This is a genomic window from Enterobacter sp. 168J2 (assembly GCF_034107265.1).
Taxonomy (GTDB): domain Bacteria; phylum Pseudomonadota; class Gammaproteobacteria; order Enterobacterales; family Enterobacteriaceae; genus Enterobacter; species Enterobacter nematophilus.
Map to the genome: position 1 here is coordinate 462268 of NZ_JAWNEB010000002.1, position 23836 is coordinate 486103.

Sequence of the window (23836 nt, forward strand, 5' to 3'; positions counted from 1 at the left end):
CGATGCTACAATGTACGCCGACTAATGTTAACCCTCTGGAGCTGTTAGTGTCCTCATTGCCGGTCGCCGTCGTCCTTCCTGAGCTTCTCGCTGCCTTACAACATGCCCCGCAGGTTTTGCTTAACGCGCCTACGGGGGCGGGTAAATCTACCTGGCTGCCGTTGCAGATCCTCAAAGAGGGGAAGATTGCCGGAAAAATCATCCTGCTGGAGCCGCGCAGGCTGGCCGCGCGCAACGTAGCGCAGCGCCTGGCGGAACTGCTGAATGAAAAACCGGGCGAAACGGTAGGCTACCGGATGCGCGCCGAAACCTGCGTCGGCCCGTCCACGCGTCTTGAGGTGGTCACCGAGGGCATTCTCACCCGCATGCTGCAAAACGATCCGGAGCTGAACGGCGTCGGGCTGGTGATCCTGGATGAATTCCACGAGCGCAGCCTGCAGGCCGATCTGGCCCTCGCGCTGTTGCTCGACGTTCAGCAGGGGCTGCGCGACGAGCTGCGGCTGCTGATTATGTCGGCGACGCTGGATAACGAGCGGCTACGACAGGCATTACCCGATGCGCCGGTCATCAGCTCAGAAGGGCGGGCATTTCCTGTTGAGCGGCGCTATCAGCCGCTTCCTGCTCATCAGCGCTTTGACGAAGCGGTGGCTGTTGCCACTGCTGACCTTCTTCGCCAGGAGCCCGGTTCGCTGCTGCTGTTTTTGCCCGGCGTGGGGGAGATTCAGCGCGTGCAGGAGCGGCTGGCCTCCAGGGTGGATAGTGACGTACTGCTTTGCCCGCTCTATGGCGCCCTGCCGTTGACCGAGCAGCGTAAAGCCATCCTTCCCGCACCGGCGGGGCAGCGTAAAGTGGTGCTGGCAACCAACATTGCCGAAACCAGTTTGACCATCGAAGGCATTCGCCTGGTGGTGGATAGCGCGCAGGAGAGGGTGGCGAGCTTTGATCCGCGCACCGGGCTGACGAAACTGCTGACGCAGCGCATCAGCCAGGCGTCAATGGTGCAGCGCGCGGGCCGTGCGGGGCGTCTTGAGCCGGGTATTTGCCTGCACTTGACCAGCGCGGAGCAGGCTGAACGCGCGGCACAGCAAAGCACGCCGGAGATTTTACAAAGCGATCTCTCCGGGCTGGTGATGGATCTCCTGCAGTGGGGCTGCCCGAACCCTGAACAGCTCACCTGGCTTAATCCGCCGCCTGTCGTGAATCTCGCCGCCGCGCGCAGCCTGCTAACCCAGCTTGGCGCGCTGGAAGATGAACGTCTGACGGCGCGCGGTCAGAAAATGGCGGCGCTGGGCAACGATCCGCGTCTGGCGGCGATGCTGGTGGCCGCGCAGGGGGAAGATGAAACTGCCACGGCGGCGAAACTGGCGGCTATTCTTGAGGAGCCGCCGCGCGGAGGCAGCAGCGATCTGGGGCAGGCGTTTTCGCGCAATCAGGGAAACTGGCAGCAGCGGGCGCAGCAGCTGTGCAAACGCCTGAACTGCCGGGGCGGTTCACCCGACGGCGATAAGATTGCCTCCCTGCTGGCGCTGGCCTTCCCGGACAGGATTGCGCGCCGCCGCGGGCTGGATGGTCGCTACCAGCTGGCAAACGGCATGGGGGCGATGCTGGACAGCGATGATGCCCTGACGCGACATGAATGGCTGATCGCGCCGCTCCTGCTGCAGGGCAGCCAGTCTCCTGATGCCCGTATTTTGCAGGCGATTGCCGTGGACATAGATGCCCTGACGCGTACCTGCCCGCAGCTGCTCCAGCAATCGGACATCGTGGAATGGGATGACGCTCAGGGTACGCTAAAGGCGTTTCGCCGTAGCCAGATTGGCAAAATGATCCTCGGGACGAAACCGCTGGCGAAGCCGTCGGAAGAAGAGTTACACCAGGCAATGCTGAACGGCATTCGGGAAAAAGGGCTGGGCGTGCTGAACTGGACGACGGAAGCCGAACAGTATCGCATTCGTCTGCACTGCGCCGCGAAGTGGCTACCGGAATATAGCTGGCCAGCGGTGGATGATGAGACGCTGCTGGCCACGCTGGAGCACTGGTTACTGCCACAAATGAGCGGCGTGCACTCTCTGCGGGCCCTTAAGGCGCTTGATGTTAAGACCGCGTTACAGAATTTACTGGACTGGTCATTACGTCAACGTCTGGATAGTGAGCTTCCTGGGCATTACACTGTGCCCACCGGGAGTCGGATTGCCATTCGTTATCATGAGGATAATCCTCCGGCGCTGGCGGTTCGGATGCAGGAGATGTTTGGTGAGGCAACCACGCCGTCTATTGCGGAAGGGCGGGTGCCGTTGGTGCTTGAGCTGCTCTCGCCTGCGCATCGTCCGTTGCAGATCACCCGCGATCTGGGGGCGTTCTGGGCGGGAAGCTACCGTGAAGTGCAGAAAGAGATGAAAGGGCGCTACCCCAAACACGTCTGGCCGGACGATCCGGCGAATACGGCGCCAACGCGGCGCACGAAGAAGTATTCGTGAAAGGGGAGTGCGGCTAGATGAGTGCGGTCTGATGCCCTCACCCCGGCCCTCTCCCACAGGGAGAGGGAGAAAACCAATTTTGAGAGATTTCTTCTTTCACAGGCCTGTGGAAGAAAAGAAAATCTGGCCTTTGCGCCTGAAAGTTGCGGAGAAAAAGCATGGCGGGGAATGACCGCGAGCCAATAGGACGTAAGGGAAAACCCGCGCGTCCGGCGAAAGAAAAAGTAAGCCGTCGTCGCCTCAGAGATGAGGACTATGACGATGACTATGAAGACGATTATGAGGATGAAGAACCCATGCCGCGTAAAGGGAAAGGCAAAGGGCGTAAGCCTCGGGGCAAGCGCGGCTGGTTCTGGCTGCTGCTGAAGCTGTTCATTGTTTTTGTGGTGCTGATCGCGATTTACGGCGTCTATCTGGATCAGAAGATTCGCAGCCGTATCGACGGTAAAGTCTGGCAGCTGCCTGCGGCAGTGTATGGCCGCATGGTGAACCTTGAGCCGGATATGTCCATCAGCAAGAACGAGATGGTGAAACTGCTGCAGGCCACACAGTATCGTCAGGTCACGAAGATGACGCGCCCGGGCGAGTTTACGGTGCAGGCGAAGAGCATTGAGATGATCCGCCGCCCGTTCGACTTCCCGGACAGCAAAGAGGGGCAGGTGCGCGCGCGTCTGACCTTTGACGGCGATCGGCTGGAAACCATCGAGAACATGGACAATAACCGCCAGTTCGGTTTCTTCCGTCTCGATCCGCGCCTGATCACCATGCTCTCGTCCGCCAATGGCGAACAGCGCCTGTTCGTGGCGCGTAACGGCTTCCCGGACCTGCTGGTGGATACCCTGCTGGCGACCGAAGACCGCCATTTCTACGAGCACGACGGTATTAGCCTTTACTCCATCGGCCGTGCAGTGCTGGCTAACCTGACTGCGGGCCGTACCGTGCAGGGGGCAAGTACGCTGACCCAGCAGCTGGTGAAGAACCTGTTCCTCTCCAGCGAGCGTTCTTACTGGCGTAAAGCCAACGAAGCGTACATGGCCGTGCTGATGGACGCGCGCTACAGCAAGGATCGTATTCTTGAGCTGTACATGAACGAGGTGTACCTCGGCCAGAGCGGCGATAACGAGATCCGCGGATTCCCGCTGGCGAGCCTGTACTACTTTGGCCGTCCGGTGGAAGAGCTCAGCCTTGACCAGCAGGCGCTGCTGGTGGGCATGGTCAAAGGGGCTTCCATTTACAACCCGTGGCGCAACCCGAAACTGGCGCTGGAACGTCGTAACTTAGTACTGCGTCTGCTGCAACAGCAGCAGGTGATTGACCAGGAATTATACGACATGCTGAGCGCACGTCCGCTGGGCGTGCAGCCGCGCGGTGGGGTGATCTCTCCGCAGCCTGCCTTCATGCAGATGGTGCGTCAGGAGCTGCAAAGCAAGCTCGGGGATAAGGTCAAAGATCTCTCCGGCGTGAAGATCTTCACAACCTTTGACTCGGTAGCCCAGGACGCGGCAGAAAAAGCGGCGGTTGAAGGGATCCCGGCGCTGAAGAAACAGCGCAAGCTGAGCGATCTGGAAACCGCGATGGTGGTGGTTGACCGTAACACCGGCGAAGTGCGCGCGATGGTGGGCGGAGCCGAGCCGCAGTATGCGGGCTACAACCGTGCAATGCAGGCGCGTCGTTCGATTGGTTCTCTGGCAAAACCGGCGACCTATCTCACCGCGCTGAGCCAGCCGAATCTGTATCGCCTGAACACCTGGATTGCCGATGCGCCAATCTCCCTGCGTCAGCCTAACGGCCAGGTCTGGTCACCGCAGAACGATGATAAACAGTTCAGCGGTCAGGTGATGCTGGTGGATGCGTTAACCCGCTCCATGAACGTACCCACGGTTAACCTCGGTATGGCGCTGGGTCTGCCGGCCATTGTCGACACCTGGCAGAAGCTGGGCGTACCGAAAGATCAGCTGCACCCTGTTCCGGCGATGATTCTGGGGGCGCTTAACCTGACGCCGATCGAAGTTGCGCAGGCATTCCAGACCATTGCCAGCGGCGGGAACCGCGCACCGCTCTCTGCCCTGCGTTCGGTGATTGCCGAAGATGGCTCCGTGCTGTATCAGAGTTTCCCGCAGGCTGAACGTGCCGTTCCTGCGCAGGCGGCCTATATGACGCTGTGGACGATGCAGCAGGTTGTGCAGCGCGGCACCGGTCGCCAGCTGGGGGCGAAGTATCCAGGTCTGCATCTGGCGGGTAAAACCGGGACCACCAACAACAACGTCGATACCTGGTTTGCCGGTATTGATGGCCGTGAAGTGGTAATCACCTGGGTAGGCCGTGACAACAACCAGCCGACCAAACTGTACGGGGCGAGCGGGGCGATGTCGATTTACCAGCGCTACCTGGCGAACCAGTCTCCTGTGCCGCTGAATCTGGTCGCGCCGGAAGATATCGTCGATATGGGCGTGGATGGTTCCGGTAACTTTGTCTGCGGCGGCGGGATGCGTACCCTGCCGGTCTGGACGACCAACCCGGACTCACTGTGCCAGCAGAGCCAGCCTGAACAGCCAACGGGTAACCCGTTTGATCAATCTTCTCAGCCGCAGCAGCCGCAGCAACAACCGGCCCAGCAGCAGAACGAGAAGAAAGACAGCGATGGCGTCGCCGGCTGGATCAAGGACATGTTTGGCGGGAACTAATTAATTTCCTGAATAAAAAAGCCGCTTTATATTTAAGCGGCTTTTTTTTGCCTTTTACACTTTGTAATTTATTAAAAAAATTAAATCTCAAATTAAGAATTTTTAAGTTTATCTATTTTTCATTTAAAACATGCGCTTGGAATGAATAGTGTATCACGAGTCATTGCCCTCTCTGGACATAATGAAGAAAAATCTGATGTAATCTCCTCAAGAAATTCACGGGTTCAAAGAATATTTCTTTCGAGCCAATGGCGTAACATGTTGGATAACATTCTGACGCAAAATATTTGTAGCGAGAATGGATGCCTCTATCATCAAATATAAGGATATTATTATGAATAAGTACGTTGTTTCTTCGTTATTAGCCGGAAGCATTATGGCCGCGCTGTCTCTGCCTGTATTTGCATCCAATGATTCCGGTACGGTGAATTTCGCCGGGAAAATTGTTGCCGATACCTGCGAAATTAACGTTGATGGCACAGGGACTAACTCTTCTACCGTCACTTTCGCAGATACCTATCCTTCGGATTTTGGCGCTGACGGTACGGTTGGCACCTCAAAAGCCTTTAAGATCGAAGTGAAAAAATGTGACCCGCTGGTCGCTAAACTCAACCTCAAGTTCAGCGGCACGACAACAGACGCCGCGAACAAGCGCTTGAAGAACGATCTGACTGGCGCAGGCAATGCGACCAACGTGGGTATTATCGTCAGCAATGATAACGGCTCAAAAGGCGATGTTGTTTTCGACGGTTCAGTACCGGATGCGGGTACCGATGTGAATAACGACGCGACCGGGGCAACGGCTTCTGTCTTTAACTACACCGCGAAAGTGATTCAGGTAGGTGATACCGCGCCAACCGCGGGCCATTACTCCTCCTCTGCAACATTCGAGGTTGTCTATCGCTAAGCAATGACTGGCAGCCTGAACGGCTGCCTTTTTGGAACATTGTATGAAGACTTTATTTAAATTGTTATGTGGTTGTTTAATTATTTCCTGCTGCTCAGTACAGGCAAGCGTTGTTCTCGGTGGTACGCGAATTATTTATCCATCGAATAAATCAGAAGTTCAGATAGCACTTAAAAATAAAGATCCGCATACACGTTATCTGGTGCAAAGCTGGGTCAGTTATCCCAACGATGCAAAAGCGCCATTCATTATTACGCCTCCTGTTTACAAATTGCAGGAAAATCGTCAAACCCTTTTGCACGTTATTTTTACCGGCGATAAAAAAAGTCTGCCAGCGGACCGCGAATCTCTATTTTTAGCAAACGTTAAATCCGTTTCGGCACTTTCGCCTGAGCTGAAAGAGAAAAATACGCTGCAGTTTGCGATGAAAACGCGCCTCAAACTTTTCTGGCGTCCCGCTCAGCTGAAAGAAACCGATGCGCTGAGCGCTTACGAAAAAATCACCTTCCATCGCCAGGGTGACACGCTGATCGCAAACAACCCGACGCCGTTTTATGTCTCGTTTGGCGAGCTGGCCGTTGGAGGGAAAAGTGTGCCGGTGAAAGAGACCAAAACCACGCCAGGCGCCATTTCAATGATGGTGGCACCGTTCAGCGAGCAGCGTTTCGCGTTATCTGCATCAGCTAAGGGCGCGGTGACCTGGACGGCAATCAATGATTTCGGTGGACAAACCCCGCAGCGCAAGCAGGCTCTTTAAATAATCATGTTGGTATTTTATGTCGTCATCTCTGCTTCACAAACAGGTACTGTCCGGGATCGCGCTGGCGCTGCTCGCCGCGATCCAGCCTGCAAGTGCCGATGACGAATTTAACCTGCGGATCCTTGAACTGGATACGCCGCTCGAAAATACCTCTACGCTAAAAAACTTCATCAATGATAACGGGTTACTCGCTGGAAGCTACCTCACGACAGTCATGTGGGATCGGGATGTTGTGGATAAACGTCCCATTGCTTTCGTGCTGTCTGACGATAAACAGCGCCTGCTGCCGGAGTTGACGAAAGCGGATCTGCGTGATTACGGCGTGAAAGTCGACACGATCCCGGACTTAAAAGATCTGGATGACGGCGCTTACGTCCGCGATATCTCCCATTTTATTGAAAATGCCCGTTATGAATACAATCAGGATGACCAGACCCTGAAGCTGGTCATCCCGCAGGCGTATCGCGATCGCGCTGCCGCGGGCGCGATACTTCCAAAATTCTGGGATGACGGCGCGCCTGCCGCCTGGACAAGCTATCAACTCAGCGGTTCTCAGCAGCACTACAGTTCGGGCAAAACCTCTTCGACCTGGCTTGGCCTGGAGTCCGGGATTAACCTTGGGGCGTGGCGGCTGCGGAATAACAGCACCTGGAGCGACGCGTCCGGATGGGAGGCCATTGCCAGCACGTTACAACGCGACATCAAAACGCTGAAAAGCCAGCTTGAGATTGGCCAGACGTATACCAACGGTGAGCTTTTTGACAGCGTCCAGATGACCGGCGTGAAGCTGGAAACGGACTCCTCTATGCTGCCTGTCAGCCAGCAGGGCTTTGCACCTGTCGTGCGCGGTATTGCTAATAGCGATGCGAAAGTCACTATCAAGCAAAACGGCTACACCATCTATCAAACAAACGTCTCGCCGGGGCCGTTTGAGATCCGCGATTTAAGCCAGGTAACATCCGGAGCCGATCTGGAAGTGACCGTCGAAGAGGCGGACGGCAGCGAGCATAGCTTCATCCAGGCCAGCGCGTCGGTGCCGGTGTTGCAGCGGGAAGGCGGTTTTAAGTATTCACTGGCAGCAGGGCGCTATCGCGGTAATGAAGGTGAAGATGAACCCACCTTTACGCAAGGCACGGCCATCTATGGTCTGCCTTACGGCGTCACGGCGTATACCGGCGCGCTGGGTGCAACCCTTTATCATGCGCTGCTGCTGGGGCTCGGCGCTGACCTGGGGCATTTCGGCTCGGCATCTGTCGATCTCACCGCCGCGCGAACCGCGTTTGATGACGGACGTGACGATGCCAGCGGTTTATCCTGGCGGGCTCAGTATTCAAAAGATATTCCCGACACGGATACGACCGTGACGCTTGCCAGCTATCGCTACTCCACGTCGGGCTTTTATACCTTTCAGGAAGCTATCGATCGGCGTGACAGCGAGATCGATGACGGCATTTATACCTACCGCAGAACCAACAACCGCCGTAGCCGCATGCAGCTCAACCTTTCCCAGCGTATTTCAGACTGGGGTTCGGCCTATCTCAACGGCTATCAGCAGGATTACTGGGATATGGACGGCCACGAACGTAGCGTCAGCGCGGGGCTGAGCTCCAGCTGGCGCAATATCACCTTGTCGATAAGCTACAACCTGACCCGCACGCCAGATGCCGATACCGACCGGCAAATGGCGTTAACCGTTAACATTCCCTTATCCAGGTGGCTGCCTGATGCCTGGGCAACCTACAGTGCTAACACCGCCAGCGGTGGGTTTGTCTCGCATCAGGTCGGGATAGGCGGTACTGCTCTTGAAGACAATAAGCTGAGCTATAACCTCCAGCAGACCTACGCCAGCCAGGATACGGGCTACGGTGGCAGCCTGTCCGGGCGTTACCGCGGCGCTTCCGGTGAAGTGGGGATGGGGTACAGCTACGGTGGTAACAATCGGCAGTGGAACTACAGCGCTCAGGGGTCAATCGTTGCTCACGAGCATGGCGTGACGCTGGGGCAACCCGTGCGCGACGCCTTCGCCATTGTGCACATTAAAGATGGCGATAACGTCAAAGTGCAAAACGGACGCGGCATTTCAACCGATCGGTTTGGTAATGCGATCGTTCCCTCTCTGACGGCCTACCGGCACAACGTCATTACGGTCAACACTCAGGATCGGGAAGATATTGATATCGACGCGGCAACGAAGGATCTCGTCCCGACGAAAGGCGCCGCGCTGCACGCCACCTTCGATGCGCGCGTTGGACGACGCGCGCTGGTGACTTTGCTCTACGCTGGCAAACCCGTGCCGTTTGGTGCCGTCGTAGCGCTGGATAACACCACGGCAATCGTGGGTGATGACGGTGAGGTTTACCTGACGGGGCTGTCCGGCAACACCACGTTTAGCGTGCAGTGGGGGGAAGCGCGCGATCGGCAGTGTCAGGGGACGCTGGATATTCCTTCACAGAGCGCTCCCGGGATCGTCAAAGCAACGGTCAACTGCCATTAACAGAGGTATTTCATGAAGCTACGCCGTTCATTCAACACGTTCCTTTCACCCGTGCTGCTTCTGCTGGCGGGCGTCTTTTTCCATTCAGCCCGTGCAGAATGTACCTTTAACGGCAGTTCTGACGTGGATGCCGTGGTGACGTTTCAACTTCCTCCGGTGATTGTTGTTCAGCCCGACACGCCCGTCGGCACCGTGGTTTATGATGCCAGCGTCGAGAGTAATGAGGTGAGGGTGGACTGTAGCGGTGAAGCGCAAATCCGGCGTGGATATCTGCACCTCACGGATGCCGATGCGCGCGAAGATGTTATGGTCGGCGTTTATCAAACCAACGTGCCGGGAATTGGCATCCGCGCGGCTTCGTCGAACGAGCGCTTACCCAGCTACAATGAGGAGAATATTATTCGGCCTATCCGCTATCTGGGATCGACCCACGGCTCTTCGCAGAGTACGTCCGTATTTCGTGCTGCCGCACAGCTGGTGGTGACGGGTGATATCCAGGAGGGATATCTCGATACCTCGCGTTTAACCTCAATGGATATTCTGGGCAACGCGGTAATCGGTGAAATGCGGTTTTCCCCCACCAGCGTTCACATTACGACCAACACCTGTAATCTGGTTGACCGGAACATTTATGTGCCGCTGAAAACGGTCAATACGCAGGACTTTAACGGGCAATACTCGGATATTCTTACCGACGACAGTTTCAGGATTGAAATCACCGACTGTGCGGCGGGAACAAAGGTCGATTATCAGTTCACCAGCGCGGGCTCGACGGGGGTCACGAACGGCACTATTTTAGGTATTGCTGCCGGAGACTCTGCCGCCGATGGCGTCGGCATACAGATCCTTGACCAGAATAATACGGTACTGCAGTTCGATCAGAACTACACGGCGATAACCAGCACGCAGGACAAAGTCCCTGTCGACATTCCGCTCAAGGCCCGCTACATCAAAACGGGGGAGGTTAAAGCCGGCAAAGTCGACTCTGTCGCGACGTTCGAAGTCTTTTACCGCTAATCCATCCTGCCCGCTCTGGCGGGCTTTAACGATCATTTCGCTAAAATTATTAACCCCCTGTTTTCATCTGGTTAATTCTTAAACCCTTAAATCTTGTAGGGCCGCTTACTGCTTGCTATGCAACCAGCGTTTCGCATATTATTCTGCGGTCATAATAATAATTCTCGTTTACGTTATCATTCACTTTTCCATCAGAGATAAACATGGCGCTTTCCAATACTGCTCAGCCAATTAACACGTCGCTGCGTAAAGTCGCGGTTGTCGTAGCCACAGCGGTTGCCGGCATGTCTGCTTACGCACATGCTGCTGAAACCCCGAAAAAAGAAGAAACCATTACGGTAACCGCAGCACCTGCTGCCCAGGAGAGTGCCTGGGGGCCAGCTGCGACTATCGCTGCGAGACAGTCCGCCACCGGTACGAAAACAGACACGCCAATCCAGAAGGTTCCGCAGTCTATTTCTGTGGTGACGGCCGAAGAGATGGCGCTGCACCAGCCGCGCTCGGTGAAAGAAGCCCTGAGCTACACGCCGGGCGTTGCGGTAGGCACGCGCGGCGCGTCCAACACCTATGATTATTTGGTTATTCGCGGCTTCGCGGCCGATGGGCAGTCGCAGAATAACTACCTCGACGGCATGAAAATGCAGGGGAACTTCTACAACGACGCGGTAATTGACCCGTACATGCTGGAGCGCGCCGAGATCATGCGCGGCCCGGTTTCCGTTCTGTACGGCAAAAGCAGCCCAGGCGGTTTGCTGAACATGGTCAGCAAGCGCCCAACGACCGAGCCGCTGAAGGAGATCCAGTTCAAAGCGGGTACGGACAGCCTGTTCCAGACAGGCTTTGACTTTAGCGATGAGATCGATGATGACGGCGTTTACTCATACCGTCTGACGGGCGTTGCGCGCTCGAACAATTCGCAGCAGGATGGTAAAGGCGAACAGCGTTACGCCATCGCGCCATCGTTCTCCTGGCGTCCGGATGACAAAACCACCTTCACGTTCCTCTCCTACTTCCAGAACGAGCCTGAAACCGGCTACTACGGCTGGCTGCCAAAAGAGGGGACGGTCGATCCGCTGCCAAACGGCGATCGTCTGCCGACTGACTTCAACGAAGGTGCGAAGAACAACACCTATTCCCGTAACCAGAAGATGGTGGGATACAGCTTCGACCACGAATTTAACGATACTTTCACCGTACGTCAGAACCTGCGTTTTGCCGAGAATAAAACCTCGCAAAACAGCGTTTACGGCTATGGCGTATGTACCGACCCGGCAAACAGCGGGAACAAGCAGTGTGCCGCGTTAGCCCCGGCAGACAAAGGCCATTATCTGGCGCGTAAATACGTCGTCGATAACGAAAAACTGCAAAACTTCACCGTTGATACCCAGCTGCAGAGCAAATTTTCTACCGGTGAGGTGGACCACGTCCTGCTGACCGGCGTTGACTTTATGCGTATGCGTAACGACATCAACTCCTGGTTCGGCTACGACGATTCTGTTCCGCTGCTGGATCTCTATAACCCGGTAAACAGCGATTTTGATTTCGGTTCGAAAGATCCTGCTACCTCCGGCCCGTATCAGATCCTCAACCGTCAGAAACAGACGGGGCTCTACGTACAGGACCAGGCGCAGTGGGATAAAGTGCTGGTGACGCTTGGCGGTCGCTATGACTGGGCCGATCAGGAATCATATAACCGCGTGTTGAACACCACCTCCAAACGTGATGATACCCAGTTCACCTGGCGCGGTGGCGTTAACTATCTGTTTGATAATGGCGTAACCCCGTACTTCAGCTACAGCGAATCGTTTGAACCGGCTTCGCAGACCGATGCACAGGGTAAACTGTTCTCGCCGTCTAAAGGCAAACAGTACGAAGCGGGCGTGAAATACGTGCCGAACGATCGTCCGATCGTTATCACCGGTGCGGTATATCAGCTGACTAAAACCAACAACCTGATGGCCGACCCTGCGGGCTCCTTCTTCTCCGTTGAAGGCGGCGAGATCCGCGCCCGTGGCGTAGAGCTGGAAGCCAAAGCGGCGTTATCTGCCAGCGTGAACGTTGTGGGTTCCTATACCTATACCGATGCCGAGTACACCACGGACACCAACTACAAAGGCAACACGCCAGCTCAGGTACCGAAACACATGGCATCCCTGTGGGGCGATTACACCCTGTATGATGGTGCGCTGTCTGGTCTGACGCTGGGTACCGGCGTGCGTTACACCGGCTCCAGCAAAGGCGATCCGGCGAACTCCTTCACGGTGGGCAGCTACACCGTGGTGGATGCGCTGGTCAGATACGATCTTGCTCGCGTTGGCATGGCAGGCTCTAACGTCGCGCTGCACGTGAACAACCTGTTCGATCGCGAGTACGTCGCCAGCTGCTTCAATACCTACGGTTGCTTCTGGGGTGCTGAACGTCAGGTTGTTGCCACCGCGACCTTCCGCTTCTAATCGCTTTTTGGGCACGGTTCGCCGTGCCCTTTTTATTTAAGTTGGCTGACATGCAGGATAATAAAACGCAATCCGACACCACCTTTACGCTCAATCATCTCTCCTTTCGCGTACCCGGGCGCACCCTGCTGCATCCGCTCTCTCTGACGTTCCCTGCCGGTAAAGTGACGGGCCTGATTGGCCACAACGGCTCCGGTAAATCCACGCTGCTCAAGATGCTGGGACGCCACCAGCCGCCTTCGGAAGGGGATATTCTGCTGGACGATCGGCCGCTGGAGAGCTGGAGCAGTAAAGCTTTCGCGCGCAAAGTGGCCTATCTGCCGCAGCAGCTGCCGCAGGCGGAAGGGATGACGGTGCGCGAGCTGGTGGCGATTGGCCGTTATCCGTGGCACGGGGCGCTTGGCCGCTTCGGCGTTGCTGACCGGGAGAAAGTGGAAGAGGCGATAGCGCTGGTAGGGCTAAAACCGCTGGCGCATCGTCTGGTGGATAGCCTGTCCGGCGGTGAACGTCAGCGGGCGTGGATTGCGATGCTGGTGGCGCAGGACAGCCGCTGCCTGCTGCTGGATGAACCGACCTCTGCGCTGGATATCGCCCATCAGGTGGACGTGCTGGCGCTGGTGCATCGCTTAAGCCAGCAGCGTGGCCTGACGGTGATCGCGGTCCTGCACGATATCAACATGGCGGCGCGCTACTGTGACTACCTCGTCGCGCTGCGCGGCGGCGAAATGATTGCCCAGGGCACGCCGTCTGAGCTGATGCGCAGCGAAACGCTGGAACATATTTACGGTATTCCGATGGGTATTTTGCCTCACCCGGCCGGGGCTGCACCGGTGAGCTTCGTGTACTGATGCTGGATAACATTTTCCTTAGCCGCCGTCGTCTGCTGACGGCAATGGCGCTCTCACCGCTGCTGTTTAAAATGAATGCGGCGCGCGCTGCCGCCGTCGATCCTCACCGCATTGTGGCGCTGGAATGGCTGCCGGTCGAGCTGATGATGGCGCTGGGCGTTACGCCGTATGGCGTGGCGGACATTCCTAACTATAACCTCTGGGTGAACGAGCCGAAGCTGCCGGACTCGGTGATCGACATCGGCCTGCGCACGGAGCCAAACCTCGAACTGCTGACCCAGATGAAACCGTCGTTCCTGTTCTGGTCTGCGGGCTACGGTCCGTCAGAAGAGACCATGGCGCGGATTGCGCCCGGGCGCGGTTTTTCCTTCAGCGACGGTAAAAAACCGCTCACCGTGGCGAAAAACTCCATTAAGGAGATGGCGCATTTCCTCGATCGCGAGGCGGAGGCCAAAAAGCACCTCGATGAATTCGATGCCCTGATTGACGCCCTGAAGCCGCGCTTTGCCCAACGGGGCGATCGCCCGCTGCTGATGGTGACGCTGCTGGATGCCCGCCATATGCTGGTCTTCGGTAAAAACTGTCTGTTCCAGGAGGTGCTGGACAGCTTCGGCATTCGCAATGCCTGGGAAGGGGAGATGACCTTCTGGGGCAGTACCGCCGTCGGTATCGATCGTCTGGCGGCGTTTCGCGATGTGGACGTGCTGTGCTTCGACCACGGCAACGAGCGTGAAATGCAAACCCTGATGGCGACGCCGCTCTGGCAGGCGATGCCGTTTGTACGCGAGAAGCGCTTCCAGCGCGCTCCCGCAGTGTGGTTCTACGGCGCGACGCTCTCGGCCATGCATTTTGCCCGCGTGCTGGATAACGCGCTGGGAGGCAAGGCATGAGTACGCGTATCGCTCGTTTCCCGGTGCTGCTGTTGTCCCTGCTTTTTCTGGTCGCGCTGGCGTTCACCGGGTTCAATCTCTCGACAGCGTTACCGCGCGCGCAGTGGGGCGCCGCGCTGGCCTCGCCGGATATCGACAATATTCAGCAGATGCTTTTCCACTACAGCCTGCTGCCGCGTCTGGCGATTTCACTGCTGGTCGGGGCGGGTTTAGGGCTGGTGGGCGTGTTGTTCCAGCAGGTGTTGCGTAACCCGCTGGCAGAGCCGACCACGCTTGGCGTCGCGACCGGCGCGCAGCTTGGGATCACGATAACCACGCTCTGGGCGTTACCCGGGGCGTTAACCGCGCAGTTTGCGGCTCTTGCAGGGGCATGCGTGGTGGGGGCGCTGGTCTTTGGCGTGGCCTGGGGTAAACGCCTTTCCCCGGTAACGCTTATCCTGGCCGGGCTGGTCGTCAGTCTCTACTGCGGCGCGATTAACCAGCTGCTGGTGCTGTTCCATCACGATCAGCTGCAAAGCATGTTCCTGTGGAGTACCGGTACGCTCACCCAGACCGACTGGAGCATTGTGCAGCGCCTGTGGCCGCAGCTGGCGGGCGGCGTGGTGCTGACGCTGCTGCTCCTGCGTCCTCTGACGCTCATGGGGCTGGATGATGGCGTGGCGCGCAACCTGGGGCTGGCGCTGTCGCTGGCTCGCCTGGCGGCGCTCACGCTGGCGATTGTGCTCAGTGCTCTGCTGGTCAACGCGGTCGGCATCATCGGGTTTATTGGCCTCTTTGCGCCGCTGCTGGCGAAAATGCTCGGGGCGCGTCGTCTTCTGGCACGCCTCCTGCTGGCGCCGCTGATCGGGGCGCTGATCCTCTGGCTTTCCGATCAGATCATTCTCTGGCTGGCGCGCGTCTGGATGGAAGTGTCTACCGGGTCGGCAACGGCGCTTATCGGTGCGCCGCTGCTGCTGTGGCTGCTCCCGCGTCTGCGCAGCATCAGCGCTCCAGCGATGGACGCGGGCGATAAGGTCTACGCTGAACGTCAGTCGGTGCTGAGGTTCAGCCTCGCCGGTCTGGCGGTGTTGCTTATCGCCTCGTTTGCCGCCCTCGCGTTTGGGCGCGATGCCGCAGGCTGGCACTGGGCAACGGGTGACTTACTCAACGAACTATTACAGTGGCGCTGGCCGCGTATTCTCTCCGCGCTGATTGCCGGGGTGATGCTGGCGGTGGCGGGCTGTATTATTCAGCGTCTGACCGGCAACCCGATGGCAAGCCCAGAAGTGCTGGGGATCAGCTCCGGCGCGGCCTTTGGCGTGGTGCTGATGCTCTTCCTTGTACCGGGCAATGCGTTTGGCTGGCTGATGCCTGCCGGGAGTATCGGTGCGGCGGTCACGCTGATGATTATTCTGATTGCCTCTGGCCGCGGCGGATTTTCTCCGCACCGCATGCTGCTGGCCGGTATGGCGCTCAGCACCGCATTTACTATGCTGCTGATGATGCTGCAGGCGAGCGGCGATCCGCGCATGGCGAAGATCCTCACCTGGATTTCCGGTTCAACCTACAACGCCACCGACAGCCAGGTTGTCTGGTCAGGGAGCGTTATGCTCGTGCTGCTGGCGATTGTGCCGCTGTGCCGTCGCTGGATGACCATTCTGCCGCTGGGGGGCGAAACCGCGCGTGCGGTTGGCTTAGCGCTAACGCCAACGCGCGTCGCGCTTCTTCTGCTGGCGGCGTGTCTGACGGCAACCGCCACCATGACCATCGGCCCGCTAAGCTTTGTTGGGTTGATGGCGCCGCATATCGCCAGAATGATGGGTTTCCGACGGACGATGCCGCATATTGTGATGTCGGCCCTGACGGGCGGGGTCATTCTGGTGTTTGCCGACTGGTGTGGAAGGATGGTGCTGTTCCCGTATCAGATCCCGGCGGGCCTGCTGTCGACCTTTATCGGTGCGCCGTACTTTATCTATCTGTTGAGAAAGCAGAGTCGGTAATAAAAGTAAACGGCAATCCTTGGATTGCCGTTTTCGTGTTTGCTCCCTCTCCTCGTGGGAGAGGGCCGAGGGCACCAGGCCGCACATCTTAGAGCTTCGCAAACACCTTACGCGCCGCGTCGATGGTGTTATTGATATCTTCTTCGCTGTGCGCCACGGACATAAAGCCCGCTTCGAACGCGGACGGTGCCAGGTAAACGCCTTCTTCCAGCATCAGGTGGAAGAAGCGCTTGAAGCGTTCAACGTCGCACTTCACCACGTCCTGATAGCGGGTTACGGTTTTCGCATCGGTGAAGAAAATCCCGAACATGCCGCCCACGTGGTTAACAACCAGCGGAATTCCCGCTTCTTCTGCGGCTTCCAGCAGACCGTTTGCCAGCTGCGTGGTGCGGTCCGTCAGGGTTTCGTGAATACCCGGCTGCGCCACTTCGGTCAGACAGGCGAAGCCCGCAGCCATGGCAATTGGGTTACCGGAGAGCGTGCCCGCCTGATAAACCGGCCCGGTTGGCGCCAGGGCTTCCATCACGTCCTTACGACCGCCGAAAGCACCGACCGGCATGCCGCCGCCGATGATTTTGCCGAGGCAGGTCAGGTCCGGCTCAACGTCATAGTAAGACTGAGCACCCGCCAGCGCCACGCGGAAGCCGGTCATCACTTCGTCGATGATCAGCAGCGCGCCGAACTCATCGCACAGCGCGCGCAGGCCCGGCAGGAAGTCAGGCTGCGGCGGGATGCAGTTCATATTGCCCGCAACCGGTTCAACGATAATGCAGGCGATCTCCTGCGGATACTGCTCGAACGCCGCGCGAACGGTATTCAGATCGTTGTAGGTGCAGGTCAGGGTGTGCTTCGCGAAATCCGCAGGTACGCCAGGCGAGTTCGGCTGGCCGAGGGTCAGCGCGCCGGAGCCCGCTTTCACCAGCAGGCAGTCCGCATGGCCGTGGTAGCAGCCTTCAAATTTGATGATTTTGTCGCGACCGGTAAAGCCGCGCGCCAGGCGGATGGCGCTCATGGTGGCTTCGGTACCGGAGTTCACCATTCGCACCATGTCCATGGTCGGCACCAGTTCGGTAACCAGCTCCGCCATTTTCACTTCCATCTCGGTTGGCGCACCGAAGCTCAGACCGCGCTGCGCGGCTTCGATGACCGCGTTACGAATAGCGGGGTGGTTATGTCCGAGAACCATCGGCCCCCAGGAACCGACGTAATCGATATAGGCTTTGCCATCGACATCATACAGATACGCGCCGTCAGCACGTTCAATAAACAGCGGCGTGCCGCCCACGCCGGTAAAGGCGCGTACTGGCGAGTTCACGCCACCGGGGATTAGCTCGCGGGCTGCACTGTAGAGGTTTTCAGACTTGCTCATGGCGTCGTTCCTGGTTCGTATAAAATGATTAAGCACACTATTCTAAGTGATCCGCAGAAGGTTATGAAATTTTTAGCCGGGTAATGCTTTAAGATTTGTTAAGTATTTTTCAGGCGACGCAGGGAAGGTCTCTGGTAAAATCTTCGCGGCTTTTTGTATGACGAATAAGAACAGGACATGAAATCAGATTCTCCGTCTTTTGAAGAACAACAGTTTACGCGCGCCCAGCACCGAATCAGTATTCGGCGGCTGCTCAATCGCGATAAAACGCCGCTGGCGATCCTGCTGGCCGCTGCGGTGGTGGGTACACTTGCAGGCCTGGTTGGCGTGGCGTTTGAAAAAGCGGTTAATGCCGTACTCAACTGGCGAGTGGGGACCGTAGCCGGTTTTGCCGAGCGCGAATGGCTGGTCTGGGTAGCGGCATTCGGCCTGTCTGCGCTGTTTGCCATGGTGGGGTATTTTCTGGTGCGTAAATTCGCCCCGGAGGCGGGCGGGTCTGGTATCCCTGAAATTGAAGGCGCGCTGGAGGAGCTCCGTCCGGTGCGCTGGTGGCGGGTGATCCCGGTTAAGTTTATCGGCGGCATGGGGACGCTGGGCGCGGGGATGGTGCTCGGTCGTGAAGGGCCAACGGTGCAGCTGGGGGGGAACGTCGGCCGCATGGTGGGCGATCTGTTCCGCATGCGCAGCGCCGAGGCGCGTCATACGCTGCTGGCCACCGGTGCAGCGGCGGGGCTTTCTGCGGCGTTTAACGCGCCGCTGGCGGGTATTTTGTTCATCATCGAAGAGATGCGCGCGCAGTTCCGCTACAACCTGATCTCCATTAAAGCGGTGTTTACCGGCGTCATTATGTCGAGCATCGTCTTTCGCATCTTTAATGGCGAAGGGGCAGTGATTGAAGTCGGTAAACTGACCAACGCACCGGTTAATACCCTGTGGCTATACCTGATCCTCGGCATGATTTTTGGCGTGGTGGGGCCGCTGTTTAACACCTTTATCTTACGCGCGCAGGATATGTTCCAGCGCGTTCACGGCGGCAATACCACGAAATGGGTGCTGATGGGCGGCCTGCTGGGCGGCATTTGCGGCGTGCTCGGCTTTATTGAACCGAATGCCGCGGGCGGCGGTTTCGGGCTGATCCCGATTGCCGCAGCCGGGAACTTCAGCGTGGGTTTGCTGCTGTTTATGTTTATCTCCCGGGTTATTACCACGGTACTGTGCTTCTCCTCCGGCGCGCCCGGCGGGATTTTTGCCCCGATGCTGGCGCTGGGCACGCTGCTCGGCACCGCGTTTGGTATGGCGGCTGAGGCGGGGTTCCCCGCTTACCACCTGGACGCCGGCACCTTCGCAGTGGCCGGGATGGGGGCGCTGCTGGCCGCGTCCCTGCGCGCGCCGTTAACCGGCATCGTGCTGGTGCTGGAGATGACGGATAATTACCAGCTCATTTTGCCAATGATCATTACCTGCCTCGGGGCGACACTATTAGCCCAATTCCTGGGTGGAAAACCGCTATACTCCACCATCCTCGCGCGTACCCTGGCAAAACAAGAGGCGGAGCGGGCCGCCGCGCAGAATACTTGAATGAATTACCAGGGTATTAGATAATGACGAAAAGAATTGGGTGAATTTTACCCAATAGCAGTATTCATGGGAGCATAAGATGAGTGATGACGTAGCTGTGCCGCTGGAGTTTACCGAAGCAGCAGCCAACAAAGTGAAAACCCTGATTGCCGACGAAGACAATCCGGATCTGAAACTGCGTGTTTATATTACCGGTGGCGGCTGCAGCGGCTTCCAGTACGGTTTTACCTTTGACGATCAGGTGAACGACGGCGATATGACCATTGAGAAGCAGGGCGTCGCGCTGGTAGTTGACCCGATGAGCCTGCAGTATCTGGTGGGCGGCTCGGTGGATTACACCGAAGGTCTGGAAGGTTCGCGTTTTGTGGTGACCAACCCGAACGCCACAAGCACCTGCGGGTGTGGTTCTTCATTCAGCATCTAAGCGCGTGCGGGCTGATGCCCTCACGCCGACCCTCTCTCACAGGGAGAGGGAGAAAAGACTAAAAACGGTAACCTGAGGGTTACCGTTTTGCTTTTACCTTCCATTATCATCCAGCGCAAAAGTCGGCAGCTTCAGGTGCCAGCGTATCGCCGCTAAACGTATCACCAGCGTAACGACCATCCCCAGCATCGCCGCATTTTCCAGCGGTACCGCGAAGGTGTAGTACGCCGTGGCGTGCACAATCCCGCCAATGATGCAGGCTGTGGCATAGATTTCGGTACGCAGGATCATCGGTACTTCGCGCGCCAGGATGTCTCGAATGATCCCGCCGCCCACGCCGGTTAAGACCCCCATGCAGATCGCCACCATTGGCCCTGTTCCGGCATTGAAGGCTTTATTCACCCCGATCCCCACAAACACGGCCAGACCCACGGCATCCAGCACCGGCAATATCCACTTTGGCAGCCTGCGAGGCTGGCGAACCAGCATGATAGTCAACAGGCAGGTGACCATTGCGACCACAAGATCGGTAGGATCTTTCACCCAAAACACCGGGCCATTTGCCAGCGCCATATCGCGGATCGTCCCGCCGCCAACGGCGGTCACCACGCCCAGCACCAGCACGCCAAACGGATCCATGCGTAGTTTTCCGGCGAGCAGGACGCCGGAGATAGCAAAAACGGCTGTACCAAGAATATCCAGCCAATAAACGAGCATCGTTAAATCCTCGAACGTATGTTAATGACCCTCTGCCAGGGCGGCACAGAGCTGTTTTGCGGCGAGGATAATACGCGGGCTGGCGCGTTCAAACCAGTCACCGTTGAGTGCGATCACCGGAATTTTTAGCTGGTTCTGCCAGAATTGTTTAATTTTAGGAATCTCGCTCGCATTTCCGACCACGACGATGGCCTGCGGCTGGCGCGCCAGAACCTGCTCACGGCTCACCTGAGGCCACGGTACCCGGCTGGCAGCAAAGATATTTTCCCCGCCGCAGACTTCCAGCACCTGGTTCTGTATTGAGCCTTTTCCGGTGGTAAACAGCGGCTGGCTGCCAAACTGCAGGAAAATGCGCTTTTTGGCTGGCGTATCGTATTGGGCTTTCAGCGCGGCATAGTCGCTGAGCATCTGGTTCGCCGCACTCTCGGCTTTTTGAGGCGCAGGGCTATAAGGGGCCAGGGCGCGCAGCGCCTGGGCGACCTGCTCAATACTTACCGCGTCAACCCACATGACCTTGATGCCAAGCGAGGTGAGCTGGTTGACCTGCCGCTCGGCGTTTCCGCCGCGCCAGGCCAGCACGAGATCCGGCTTAAGCGCCACGATGCGCTCAAGGTTCATCCCTTGCCAGGTTGCCACTTGCTCAATATCGGCCGCCTGCGGGGGGTAATCCGAAAAGCTGCTGACGCCAACGGGAGTGATCCCGGCGGCAAACGCCAGTTCGGTATTAGCGGGGGAAAGGGTAATCACACGCGGCGCGGCGAACAGCCACGCCGGTGCGAGCAGCAGCAGGGCGGCCAGCGCCCTGATAGACCGTTTAGCCACGTGCCAGGTTCTGCACCAGGCGTTCCACCATCACGGTGGACTGTTTTGCCGCAACGGCCAGGAACTCGTCGAAGCTGATGTGAGACTGCTGGTCTGCCACGTCAGAAATGGCGCGAACTACCACGAACGGTACGTTGAAATTGTGGCAAACGTGCGCAATCGCGGTCGCTTCCATCTCAACGGCAACCGCCTGCGGGAAGTTATGACGGATTTTCGCCAGACCAACGGAGCCATTGATGAACGCATCACCGCTGACAATCAGGCCGCGTACCGCGTTGAGATCGAGCTCAGCAATGCAGGCTTCAGCCGCCGCAATCAGTTTATCGTCAGCTTTAAACCCTGCCGGGCAGCCCGGAAGCTGGCCGTATTCGTAGCCGAACGCGGTGACGTCGGCATCGTGGTAACGCGCTTCGTCGGAGACAACGATATCGCCCACTTTCAGCGTCGGCGCCAGACCGCCTGCCGAGCCCGTGTTAATGATGACGTCCGGCTTGCAGCGCTCAAGCAGCAGGGTCGCACCCAGCGCAGCAGCCACTTTACCGATGCCTGATTTCAGCAGAGCCACCTCAACACCGTTCAGCTGGCCGGTGTAGATCTCACAACCCCCGAGAGAGAGGGTCTGACGGTTCTCAATTTTGTCACGCAGGAGCGTAACTTCTTCTTCCATTGCACCAATAATGCCGATTTTCATAGATTTACTCGCGATGTGCCTTGTTAAGAGGCATAGTCTATCATGCGGTTAAGGGGAAACGCATTCTCACGCGGGGGAGCACATGTCACCAATCGATTTTCGTACCAAAATTAACTGGCACCGTCGTTTCCGTTCGCCACAGGGCGAAAAGAGCGAACATGAGATCCTGCGTATCTTCGAAAGCGATCGCGGCAGGATTATTAACTCGCCCGCCATCCGGCGTTTACAGCAAAAGACCCAGGTATTCCCGCTGGAGCGTAACGCCGCGGTGCGCACGCGCTTAACCCACTCAATGGAAGTGCAGCAGGTCGGACGTTATATTGCCAAAGAGATTTTAAGCCGCCTCAAAGAGCAGCGTTTACTGGAAACCTATGGTCTGGATGAGCTGACGGGGCCTTTCGAGAGCATCGTTGAGATGGCCTGCCTGATGCACGATATCGGCAACCCGCCTTTTGGCCACTTTGGCGAGGCGGCTATTAATGACTGGTTTAAACAACGGCTTTATCCGTCGGATGCGGCAAGTCAGCCACTCAGCGATGACCGCTGCATCGTGCGCGATTTACGCCTGCGTGAGGGCGAAGAAGGGCTGAACGATCTGCGCCGTAAAGTTCGCCAGGATCTCTGTCACTTTGAGGGCAACGCGCAGGGGATCCGGCTGGTGCACTCCCTGATGCGCATGAACCTGACCTGGGCGCAGGTTGGCTGCATTCTGAAATATACGCGTCCCGCATGGTGGATGGGGGAGACGCCCGCGTCCCACAGCTATTTAATGAAAAAGCCGGGCTATTACCTTTCCGAAGAGGCCTATATAGAACGGCTGCGTAAAGAACTTTCCCTGACGCCAAACGGCCGCTTCCCATTGACGTGGATTATGGAAGCCGCCGATGATATTTCCTATTGCGTGGCCGACCTGGAAGATGCCGTTGAGAAAAGAATATTCAGCGTCGAGGAACTTTATCAGCATCTTTATGCGGCATGGGGAACCCATGAAAAAGGATCGCTGTTTGCGCAGGTTGTCGAAAATGCCTGGGAAAAATCGCGCTCAAATACGTTAAGCCGCAGTACGGAAGATCAGTTCTTTATGTATTTGCGGGTCAACACGTTAAATAAACTGGTGCCGTATGCCGCCTCGCGCTTTATTGATAATTTGCCGCAAATCTTCAGCGGGGAATTCAACCATGCGCTGCTGGAAGATGACAGCAGTTTCAGCCAACTCCTTGAGCTTTATAAGCATGTGGCGATGCGGCATGTGTTCAGCCATCCTGATGTCGAGCAGCTGGAACTGCAGGGATACCGGGTAATCAGGGGATTACTGGAAATTTATTCCCCGTTGCTTCAGCTCTCCGTCGAGGAGTTTAGCGAGCTGGTGGAAAAAGAACGCGTGCGGCGAATTCCTATCGAATCCCGGCTTTATCAGAAACTCTCTACCCGTCATCGGCTGGCGTATGTCGAAGCGATAGGTAAGCTGGATCGCCACGCTCCGGAATGGCCGGTGATGGAATATTATTATCGCTGCCGTCTCATCCAGGACTATATCAGCGGCATGACCGATTTGTATGCCTGGGATGAATACCGCAAGCTCATGGCCGTGGAATAATTCCGGAGTTTTGTAAAGAAGGCCAATAAATTTTTACCTTTTCCATAAACTTATGGCCGGAACTAAGCGGTATAAAATGAATCTGAGTTACACAGCAATTTTGCGTTACCTGTAAATCGAGATTGAGAA

Annotated in this window: 17 protein-coding genes; 13 read left to right on the top strand and 4 right to left on the bottom strand. The window is 57.2% G+C overall.

Going from position 1 to position 23836, the window contains the following annotated elements; all coding sequences use genetic code 11:
• Positions 1 to 47: 47 nt before the first annotated feature.
• From hrpB to fhuB, 10 genes are all read left to right on the top strand, one after another.
• Positions 48 to 2477, top strand: a complete 2430-nt coding sequence (gene hrpB, locus USG84_RS10285; protein WP_253540755.1) for an ATP-dependent helicase HrpB — start codon at positions 48 to 50, stop codon at positions 2475 to 2477.
• A gap of 158 nt (positions 2478 to 2635) precedes the next feature.
• A complete protein-coding gene (gene mrcB, locus USG84_RS10290; protein WP_061099185.1) occupies positions 2636 to 5161 on the top strand; it encodes a bifunctional glycosyl transferase/transpeptidase in 2526 nt (841 codons plus the stop codon).
• Positions 5162 to 5459: 298 nt separating this feature from the next.
• A complete protein-coding gene (locus USG84_RS10295; RefSeq protein ID WP_151413516.1) occupies positions 5460 to 6068 on the top strand; it encodes a fimbrial protein in 609 nt (202 codons plus the stop codon).
• Between the two features lie 43 nt (positions 6069 to 6111).
• Positions 6112 to 6825, top strand: coding sequence for a molecular chaperone (locus USG84_RS10300; RefSeq protein WP_151413517.1), 714 nt, complete (start codon positions 6112 to 6114; stop codon positions 6823 to 6825).
• Between the two features lie 19 nt (positions 6826 to 6844).
• On the top strand, positions 6845 to 9322 hold the full coding sequence (locus USG84_RS10305; protein WP_253540761.1) for a fimbria/pilus outer membrane usher protein: 2478 nt from the start codon (positions 6845 to 6847) through the stop codon (positions 9320 to 9322).
• A 12-nt stretch (positions 9323 to 9334) separates the two neighbouring features.
• Complete coding sequence (locus tag USG84_RS10310) at positions 9335 to 10339, top strand: fimbrial protein (protein ID WP_151413518.1); 1005 nt, start codon at positions 9335 to 9337, stop codon at positions 10337 to 10339.
• A gap of 203 nt (positions 10340 to 10542) precedes the next feature.
• Positions 10543 to 12792 (top strand): ferrichrome porin FhuA, encoded by a 2250-nt coding sequence (fhuA, locus tag USG84_RS10315; RefSeq protein WP_151413519.1) that lies wholly within the window; start codon positions 10543 to 10545, stop codon positions 12790 to 12792.
• Between the two features lie 50 nt (positions 12793 to 12842).
• On the top strand, positions 12843 to 13640 hold the full coding sequence (fhuC, locus tag USG84_RS10320; RefSeq protein ID WP_061099180.1) for a Fe3+-hydroxamate ABC transporter ATP-binding protein FhuC: 798 nt from the start codon (positions 12843 to 12845) through the stop codon (positions 13638 to 13640).
• Positions 13640 to 14530 (top strand): Fe(3+)-hydroxamate ABC transporter substrate-binding protein FhuD, encoded by an 891-nt coding sequence (gene fhuD / locus USG84_RS10325; protein WP_151413520.1) that lies wholly within the window; start codon positions 13640 to 13642, stop codon positions 14528 to 14530. Before fhuC ends, fhuD begins: the two co-directional genes overlap by 1 nt.
• Entirely contained in the window at positions 14527 to 16509 is a 1983-nt protein-coding gene (gene fhuB / locus USG84_RS10330; RefSeq protein ID WP_253540767.1) for a Fe(3+)-hydroxamate ABC transporter permease FhuB, read from the top strand. The genes fhuD and fhuB overlap by 4 nt, the downstream gene beginning before the upstream one ends.
• Positions 16510 to 16597: 88 nt before the next feature.
• Here the strand turns inward: fhuB and hemL are convergent, their stop codons facing one another.
• Positions 16598 to 17878: a glutamate-1-semialdehyde 2,1-aminomutase gene (gene hemL / locus USG84_RS10335; protein ID WP_151413521.1), complete on the bottom strand. Its 1281-nt coding sequence runs from the start codon at positions 17876 to 17878 to the stop codon at positions 16598 to 16600.
• A 177-nt stretch (positions 17879 to 18055) separates the two neighbouring features.
• Between hemL and clcA the strand changes: the two genes are divergently transcribed.
• Positions 18056 to 19456 carry a H(+)/Cl(-) exchange transporter ClcA gene (clcA, locus tag USG84_RS10340; protein WP_061099176.1) on the top strand — a complete coding sequence of 467 codons (1401 nt, stop codon included), beginning with the start codon at positions 18056 to 18058 and terminating at the stop codon, positions 19454 to 19456.
• Between the two features lie 79 nt (positions 19457 to 19535).
• Positions 19536 to 19880 (top strand): iron-sulfur cluster insertion protein ErpA, encoded by a 345-nt coding sequence (gene erpA / locus USG84_RS10345; RefSeq protein WP_008501923.1) that lies wholly within the window; start codon positions 19536 to 19538, stop codon positions 19878 to 19880.
• Positions 19881 to 19973: 93 nt separating this feature from the next.
• On the opposite strand, the gene USG84_RS10350 is transcribed toward erpA, so the two are convergent.
• The 3 genes from USG84_RS10350 to mtnN are packed head-to-tail and all read right to left on the bottom strand — an operon-like array spanning position 19974 to position 22110.
• Positions 19974 to 20597, bottom strand: coding sequence for a TRIC cation channel family protein (locus tag USG84_RS10350; protein WP_061099175.1), 624 nt, complete (start codon positions 20595 to 20597; stop codon positions 19974 to 19976).
• A gap of 21 nt (positions 20598 to 20618) precedes the next feature.
• Positions 20619 to 21419, bottom strand: coding sequence for a vitamin B12 ABC transporter substrate-binding protein BtuF (gene btuF / locus USG84_RS10355; RefSeq protein WP_151413522.1), 801 nt, complete (start codon positions 21417 to 21419; stop codon positions 20619 to 20621).
• A complete protein-coding gene (gene mtnN, locus USG84_RS10360; RefSeq protein ID WP_253540770.1) occupies positions 21412 to 22110 on the bottom strand; it encodes a 5'-methylthioadenosine/S-adenosylhomocysteine nucleosidase in 699 nt (232 codons plus the stop codon). The genes btuF and mtnN overlap by 8 nt, the downstream gene beginning before the upstream one ends.
• Before the next feature lie 82 nt (positions 22111 to 22192).
• Here mtnN and dgt point away from each other — a divergent pair, with 82 nt between their 5' ends.
• Positions 22193 to 23707, top strand: coding sequence for a dGTPase (gene dgt, locus USG84_RS10365; RefSeq protein ID WP_253540772.1), 1515 nt, complete (start codon positions 22193 to 22195; stop codon positions 23705 to 23707).
• Positions 23708 to 23836: the final 129 nt, after the last annotated feature.